Source organism: Candidatus Aquicultor secundus (assembly GCF_002791875.1).
Classification (GTDB): Bacteria; Actinomycetota; Aquicultoria; order Aquicultorales; family Aquicultoraceae; genus Aquicultor_A; species Aquicultor_A secundus.
Genome location: NZ_PFNG01000128.1, coordinates 1 through 7,788, shown reverse-complemented (window position 1 = coordinate 7,788; position 7,788 = coordinate 1). Strand labels below are relative to the sequence as shown.

The window sequence follows — 7,788 nt, the reverse complement described above, 5'->3', positions numbered from 1 at the left end:
CCGGAAATATGCAGACTACCAGCGGAAATACTATCTTTACCGGCGCTTTCTGGGCCATTTCCTCGGCCTGTTGCCGCCGCTTGATTCGTAACTCTTTCGCCTGAACTCTCAGGACTTTTCCGATACTGATACCGAAAACCTCCGCTTGAAGCATGGCCAGGATAAATGAGCCGAGTTCGTCGACCTCTGTGCGTTCCCCCAGGTTCCTAAATGCTTCGCCGCGTGACGTGCCGAGCTGAACCTCCTGAAGCAGGCGGTAAAACTCCTCCGAGAGAGGCCCCGTAGTATTTCTTACCACTTTATGTAGTGCCGCATCAAAGCCCAGGCCCGCCTCGACGCTGATAGTTAAGAGATCGAGCGTATCAGGCAGGGCGAGTTTTATCCCCTTTTGCCGCGCCGCCACCTCTCGGCTCAACCAGATATCCGGCAGGAAGAAACATAATCCGACAAATAACACACCAAGCAAGACCTGGGCGGCGCTTCTTCCGGCGAACGTGATAAATACAACCGCCAGGCCGGCGCTCCCGAGCAAGCAAAACCCTTTATATGACAGAAATCTATCGGTATCAAAATCCCTGGACATCCCGGCGAGAACCAGCCGGTGCCTGATATTTTCCAGAAAGCCTGCCGGTGTAAGCCTCTTTCCGACCCCCGTACAGGTCTTCATAAAGGGCATGATAACCCTGTTTAAAAACGGCTCGGACAGCTCGTCCTCAACCGCCGAAATGTCCCCGTAAACATCCAGTTTCTTAAGCGAGCTTTTCACCGACATCCTGTTGCTTGCGACTACGGTCGCAGACATGCTGATCAGGAATACGGATATGAAAAGCGATATAAGCGACAGCATTAAGACAATGGTTATCATCGTACTTCCTCCCCTACCGGTTATACCTCGACCTTTACGACTTTCTTCAGCCAAAAACCGCCCGCGACAAGCATCAATGACGCGGCCACCAACATCGCTAAACCCAGCGGATGATTGAATAAAAGCATTAAATAGCCGGGATTGATTACTGCGAGAAGCAGCCCTACGGCAAACGGCAGTATAAACAGTATCAACGCCGAGAGCCGCCCTTCGGCCGTTAGCACATCTATCTGCCGCGAAACCCGGTCGCGCTCTCTTATAGTATCCGCCAGGATCTCAAGTATCTCCGCCAGGTTACCGCCGACTTCACGCTGGATCTTGACGGCCATGACCGTCCAGTTAAAGTTGTTGCTATCCACACGCTTTGCCATATTATCGAGCGCCTGCTCGAGGGGCAGACCTAACCTGGCCTCGGTGAGCACCCGGTTAAACTCAACGGACATCGGCGGCGACGTCTCTTTCACCGTCATATCGACCGCCTGCAAAAAGCTATACCCGGCTTTCAAAGCGCCCGCTATAAGCGACAATGTGTCGGGGAGCTGGTCGTGAAATCTCTTCTCCCGCTGGCGTTTTACGTGTTTTAGCCCGAAAACCGGAAGCCCGATAGCGATAGTCGTCAACGCTATCACGCCGATGGGTCCCGCAAACGTATATCCTATTGCCACCGCCGCCGCCACGGCCAAGCTATGGAAAAAGACAAACTCGGATGCCCTCAACGGTATCCCCGCCCGGTCGATCACATTTTGCAGGTTCATCGCAAATGACTTACCGCTGATGAGCGGCGAGATAATATCGATGAACTTTAAGAGGGCCAGGCGTGCCGATACCTGCGGCTCGTCGTCGGTTTTCGTAAACTTAATATATTTCTCAACCTGCCGCCCGAAGAATTTGCGAATCGGCGACCGTATCAGGAGCATCGCAAACGCAAAGAGGAAAAATCCTAAAAAATAGAGGACGAGAACCCATTTCATCATGACGCCATTCCCCTTCCGATATACTCGAACTGGAAGACCTCAGCCGGAAGCGATATCCCCTGGTCTTGCAACCGCTGTGTAAATTTCGGACGGATACCTGTTGATTTGAGCTTGCCCTTAAACTTGCCGCTCTCATCGAGGCCCATAGAAAAATCGAAGAGGAAGAGGTCTTGCAACGTGATTATATCGCCCTCCATGCCCTGTACTTCGGTTATATGCGTAATGCGGCGGGTGCCGTCGCGAAGGCGCGCCTGTTGGATAATGAGATCGATGGCCGAGGAGCACTGCTCTCTGATCGCCTTGATGGGTAGCTCCATGCCGCTCATCAATACCATGGTCTCAAGCCTCGAGAGCACGTCACGCGGGGCGTTGGCATGCACCGTGGAGAGCGAGCCGTCGTGACCGGTGTTCATCGCCTGCAACATATCAAGCGCCTCCCCACCCCTGACCTCGCCGACAACAATACGGTCCGGCCTCATACGAAGGGCGTTTCTAACAAGGTCGCGGATGGCCACCTCGCCTTTTCCCTCGATATTCGCCGGACGCGACTCGAGCTGTATAACGTGGTCCTGGCGAAGCTGCAGCTCAACCGCATCCTCGATGGTGAGAATCCTCTCATCTGTCGGGATAAAGGATGAGAGCACATTAAGCGTCGTCGTCTTTCCCGAACCTGTACCGCCGGAAACGATAACGTTCAAGCGACCGCGGACACACGCCTCGATAAACATCGCGACCTTCGGCGTTATCGTGCCGAAGTTAATCAAATCCTCGACCTTAAACGGGTCGGCGGAGAACTTTCGAATCGTAAGCTTCGGTCCGCCTATCGCAAGCGGGGGGATAATCGCATTAACACGGGAGCCATCCTGCAGCCTCGCATCGACCATCGGCACGCTCTCATCGATGCGCCTCCCCACCTGCGCGACGATTTTGTCGATAATCCTGCGAAGGTGCATGTCGTCCAGGAATTTCTCTTTGGAAAGCTCTATCTTTCCGAAACGCTCTATGTAGATCGTCTCCGCGCCGTTGATCATGATCTCGGTTACTTCCGGGTCTCTAAGAAACTGGTCGAGCGGGCCGTATCCGAGGACATCGTTCGTTATCTCATCGATAAGCCGTTTCTTCTCGGCCGGCGAGAGCTGGGTCGGCTCGACTGAGATCAAATCCTTCAGCCGGTTTTCAACTTTGATCTTCAACTCATCGCTGCTCGTCGCCCTATCATAAAGCTCGGGGCCAAGCGCCTCGATCAGCTGGTGATGAATCCGCTTGTTTATCTCATCGAGGATCTGCCGTCTTGGGACTTCCGGTACCTCCGCGGCGGCCCTCGCCTCGTTAAGCCGTTGATGAAGTGACATGTGTTACCAATCCTTTCTTAAGAGCAATCAGCTGCCGGCCCGTGGCCTTCAGCAAAATCTTTCTCTGCGCCTTAGCTGCTCTAGCTGGTCTTGCGCAGGTCAACCCAGTCGGGTTGGTACTTGCTTACATAGAAGAGCGCCAGATCTTCGAGTTCTTTGCTAACGGGAAGTTTTGGCGCATCGACTACGACGGGCACCCCTTTGTTGACCGCAAGAGGCACCGCCTTGTCCGACTCTATCCTCGCGATAGAGCGCATCCCGAGGACTTTCTCTATCTCGCTTACCTTCAGGCCGACATTGCTCTCGACACGGTTTACCACCAAGCGCTGTTTTTCACGTGAATACCGCAGGTCACCTAGCGTTCTCAGGCAGAGTTTTATATTCTTAACACCCGGCATATCCATGGTAAGCACTATGCATATCTCATCTGTCGCATCCAATACCGCCAGCACGTTGTCGTTAAACGATGCCGGAGTATCGACGATGATGAAATCCGCATAATTCTTGAGCACCGACATGATCGAACCCACGCACTCGCCGGAGATAAGGTCGGCCGATTCGGGGTTTTTTGGCGCGAGCAGCACATTCACACCGCTCTCATGCTTTACAAGCAGCTCATCGATTTTCTCATCATCGATTCCTACAAGGTGATCGGCAAACTCAAGCATGGTCCTATCGGGGCTTAAGCCCATGGCTATCCCCACATCCCCAAACTGCAGGTCAAGATCGACCAACACCACTTTATAATCCGTGCGCTGCGCGATCGAAGTGGCGATATTCGTAGAAAGAACCGTCTTACCAACGCCGCCCTTCGTACTGAATACGGTAATAACCGTGCATTTATGGTCGCTAACGACGACATCTTCTTTCACCGTAAGCTGCTGGGCATACCCCGCCGCCGTCTGGATCGCCGCTATGATCTTCTCCGGCTCGACCGGCACTTCGATCGCCTCGACCACATTGGCCTTTATCGCTGCCACCTTAAGCCGGTCGGTCAGATTAAACGTAAGAACAATGCAGCCTATCGGATGCTCGGCCGTGAGCTTTTTTACAAAAACCGTCGAGATATCCGAGCCGATGCCGGGTCCGATGATAAGAACCTGCGGATGCTGCGTCTCTATCAGCATTAACGCCTGGTTCAAATCAAGTGCGGGGGCCGTTAGCTCGATGTCGGTCCTCTCCTCCAACATCCGCTCGATCTCTTCGGCGAATCGTCGATCGGGATCGACGAGCGCTATTTTAATCATCTTCATCACCTTGACTTAACCTAACTCTTGCTATTTAAAAACAGTTTCAAGCGTCTGCATGACCGATTTATCGGACTTGTCGTCTCCAGAGCGGCGCAATCCTAGCCATATATGGCCCTTCTCGGCCGCAAATACAAGCTTCTCGGCGTTCACAGAAGAGACCGACAGCGTAACCGTTCTCTTCCCAGTGCTCGTCTGCTGGCCGCCTTTTATGAAACCGCCGCCCTTGTCGCCGGTAGTCGCATCCGGCGTCGCCAAAATCTCAACGTTTTGCAGCATGATTTTCGTCATGTCCTTATCCGAGCTGGGGCTGAACGTCGCCAGTACATCCACCCGGTTCCCCGACTGCAGTTTTCCGCCAACACCGGTTATCTCATCGACCGCAATCGAGACGGCGATATGACCCTCGGGGATTTTATAGGCAAGGCCGGCCTCGGTTTCCTTCTTAAACTTGGCCCGAGTAAGCTGCTCTCCCTTTACCAAATCGGATGACAAGACTTTATCCGAGTAGCCATCCGTCGATGTGAGAGCGCCCTCGGCCACGTATTGCTTCGGGATCTTCTGCATCGCCACAGAGCCGCTCGCAAGCATCTCACTCATCGAAGCGCCGGTCTCGATGGATTTCTTGGCCACCGCGACTTCGATAAGCCTCTGGCCTTCGGTGACGGACGACCTCAGCGACGCGATATAGTAAGCTGCCCCGGCTGTTGCAACCGCTGCAAAGACTATTGATACCATCACAATCATCAAACGAGATTTCACTTTCTTTTCCTCCCTTTAGTCAACCAGCCAAATCGTGTCGATCCCAAAGTACGCGTCAGGCGATGGTCCGGGGACACCCTTGACAACCGTACCATCGGTAAAATAGCCGCTTATGGTCTTGGGGTTGCCCGAAAAATCTATGCTCGCGATGACAAACTCAGCAAAGCCGACAACGTGGTACTTGCCAGGGCTTCCACCGCCCTCGGTAAAGCTGTAAACCGGGACGATTATTTTTGGGTTCGAGCTTTTCCTCCAGGATAGGGCATCTTTTAGACTGGCTTTCATACCGGTACCGTTAGCGATATCGCCCGCGTAAACGTACTCCGGGTAGCCGTTTCTGATCCACGCATCAAACTCCGGAACACCGTTGCTGCCATCATTAAAGTCGCACAGCCAGAAGTATCCCCTCTGCGGACTGTTCCCTGTGTTTGCGCTTACGGTCTTGCCGTTGTCGGTAGTCAAATAGGCGGTATTAGAGATCGAACCGACAGAACCGGACGTAGCCCTCACCGAGAACTTCATCAACCGGTAATCGCCGGGCTGGACGTCCCCAAAGCTCCAGGTAACCTGCTTAGAAGATGGGTCGTACGAGCCACCGTTGGTAGCCGACCCGCCATCATACACCGTCCCGGACGGGATACCGTCACAAACGGTTATGCTCTCTGGTTTGTTACCGTTGTTGTTATAGGTGATCGTGTAGATAATAATGTCGCCGCTTGTAGATTGCATGATGCTGAACACATCGAGCGGCCGGTCTTCACCGATATCGAACGTACCCACATTTGACCCGCCGGTGTAATCCGCCACCTTCTGTAGCGGAACGATAAAGGGTACGAGATTTGCGACACCATTCGCCGCCCCAAGAGCGGCAGTCGACTGCGCTTTTACGTTGGCGGTGCTCTTGTTCACAAGACTCGCAAAGAAGATGCTGCGCTGCGTGCTCGCGGTAACACGGACCCGGGCAGACCCCGGGAAATCAACCGTGATCTGCGAAGGCGAAACGTTCGCGTTAGACGATACGTACTCAACCGCCCTGGAGGTTGCTTCCGAGACCGATTTGCCCTCGGCTAAATCCATAGCGGCCGCCAGTGCGGCCGAATCGGTGCTTGTCTGCAGTTGCCTTCGTTCTTGATAGAGCAGACCGATATCCACTACAACCGCTACGCTTAAGACAAGCGCCGTCAGCGCAGCCGCAACCACTATCATGACTACCCCTCGCTCTTCACGTAAGCGCTCTATCGTCCCCATGGAATTCATCCTTTTTCTCAATCTCATACCTTCACCAATTCGTAATTCGAAATTCCACTAGTACTCAATGCGCATGCGCGCTTTACTGGTGAGATGAACCTTCTTAATGTCAAATAAAGGTATATGTAACGGCCTATCGAAGGTAACCTGAACTTCGACCGGCTCCCCATGTTCTGTGCCGCCGGGATAGCTGATAGATATCGAGCTTGGGGATACCGGATACGCCCTCTCCCTTATTTCGGTCTCGCTATATTCACCGACCGCGGCCATTCGCGCCCCTTCCCTGGCCGCATGCGTGATGGCCAGATAATCGCGGTAAGTAAGACCGAACTCAAAAATCGCAAATAAGATAAGGATCAAAACCGGGAGGATAATCGCAAACTCAACCGAGCTTGCCCCCCGTTCGTTCTTGATATTTTTATAAAGACATAATAACCTGCTCATACTTATCACTTACTTATTACTTACTAATGACTTACTAGCCGCTTACTAAACACTCATGAACCGCTTATAAATCGCGCGTTTCTTACAATCGCTTTGAGAAGTAGGCCCCGTGCTGTTTAACACGGGGCCTATTTGAGGTGATGGAAATCCCTTAACCAAGGTTACTAACAACTGTCTGGAATGCTGTAAGAATCTTACCGCCGAGTGTCACTACCGTTCCGATAATAACCGCTGCGATCAGGGCAACCATTATGCCGTACTCAACTGCGGTTGCGCCATCCTCTTCCCTAAGATACGAAGCTAATTTTCCGTAAAACCATGCTAACATTTTAAACCCTCCTAAAATCTTAACGAGACTGTTGATTGCTTGCGAAAAACGTTCCGCACCCCCTACGCGTTCGTCGTCGCTATGCCGTTGTTCCCGTTTCCTGCCGCCTACTGCCAACCCCCTTCCGGTTAAACAACCATACTGCTTGCTGCTTGCTAACCGTTACTACATGTGCATCACTGTACTATTTGTACAGTTATCGGTTGGCTTTTCCCTCTGCTTTAGCATAATTTTGGTATAATATGGATTATTTGCGGTGATATGCACTAATTGTGTTGTTGCAGGATAAAAATTTTTGCCGCGCGGAGCGGATATCCTTATGCCCGCTAAATGGCCTTCGCATCGGCATAAAGCCAACTAAACTTTCCTTTTGGGATAAGCTGCAGCTCTTCCATCTTCTTAACCATCAACGGCTCGCTGACCCCAAAAAGATTGGCCAGGAATTTATGGTCGTTGAACCAGCTAAAAGCTTCGCGTTGTATGAGACGCGTCGGAATGCAAAGCTCCAGGGCAAAGACGTCCGCCTCGCGATGGTGGTATTCCTTATCCGGCCTTCTCTGGTATTCCA

9 protein-coding genes are annotated in these 7,788 nt (G+C 52.5%); all 9 read right to left on the bottom strand.

Features of this window, described 5'->3' with window-relative positions; all coding sequences use genetic code 11:
* On the bottom strand, positions 1-865 hold an 865-nt coding region (locus COY37_RS05260; RefSeq protein WP_286976575.1), incomplete at its 3' end, for a type II secretion system F family protein.
* 20 nt (positions 866-885) lie between these two features.
* The gene (locus COY37_RS05255) at positions 886-1,839 is read right to left on the bottom strand and encodes a type II secretion system F family protein (RefSeq protein ID WP_286678620.1); all 954 of its coding nucleotides are present in this window, start codon (positions 1,837-1,839) and stop codon (positions 886-888) included.
* On the bottom strand, positions 1,836-3,191 hold the full coding sequence (locus tag COY37_RS05250; RefSeq protein WP_286678621.1) for a TadA family conjugal transfer-associated ATPase: 1,356 nt from the start codon (positions 3,189-3,191) through the stop codon (positions 1,836-1,838). The genes COY37_RS05255 and COY37_RS05250 overlap by 4 nt, the downstream gene beginning before the upstream one ends.
* 80 nt (positions 3,192-3,271) lie before the next feature.
* Entirely contained in the window at positions 3,272-4,438 is a 1,167-nt protein-coding gene (locus COY37_RS05245) for a CpaE/TadZ family protein (RefSeq protein ID WP_286678622.1), read from the bottom strand.
* A gap of 30 nt (positions 4,439-4,468) precedes the next feature.
* The gene (gene cpaB / locus COY37_RS05240; protein ID WP_286678623.1) at positions 4,469-5,200 is read right to left on the bottom strand and encodes a Flp pilus assembly protein CpaB; all 732 of its coding nucleotides are present in this window, start codon (positions 5,198-5,200) and stop codon (positions 4,469-4,471) included.
* Between the two features lie 15 nt (positions 5,201-5,215).
* Positions 5,216-6,475: a pilus assembly protein TadG-related protein gene (locus tag COY37_RS05235; RefSeq protein ID WP_286678624.1), complete on the bottom strand. Its 1,260-nt coding sequence runs from the start codon at positions 6,473-6,475 to the stop codon at positions 5,216-5,218.
* Between the two features lie 30 nt (positions 6,476-6,505).
* Entirely contained in the window at positions 6,506-6,892 is a 387-nt protein-coding gene (locus COY37_RS05230; RefSeq protein WP_286678625.1) for a TadE/TadG family type IV pilus assembly protein, read from the bottom strand.
* Positions 6,893-7,043: 151 nt separating this feature from the next.
* A complete protein-coding gene (locus COY37_RS05225) occupies positions 7,044-7,220 on the bottom strand; it encodes a Flp family type IVb pilin (protein ID WP_286678626.1) in 177 nt (58 codons plus the stop codon).
* Positions 7,221-7,546: 326 nt separating this feature from the next.
* Positions 7,547-7,788, bottom strand: a 242-nt coding sequence (locus tag COY37_RS05220; RefSeq protein WP_286976568.1) for an ImmA/IrrE family metallo-endopeptidase, incomplete at its 5' end; no start/stop codon positions are given.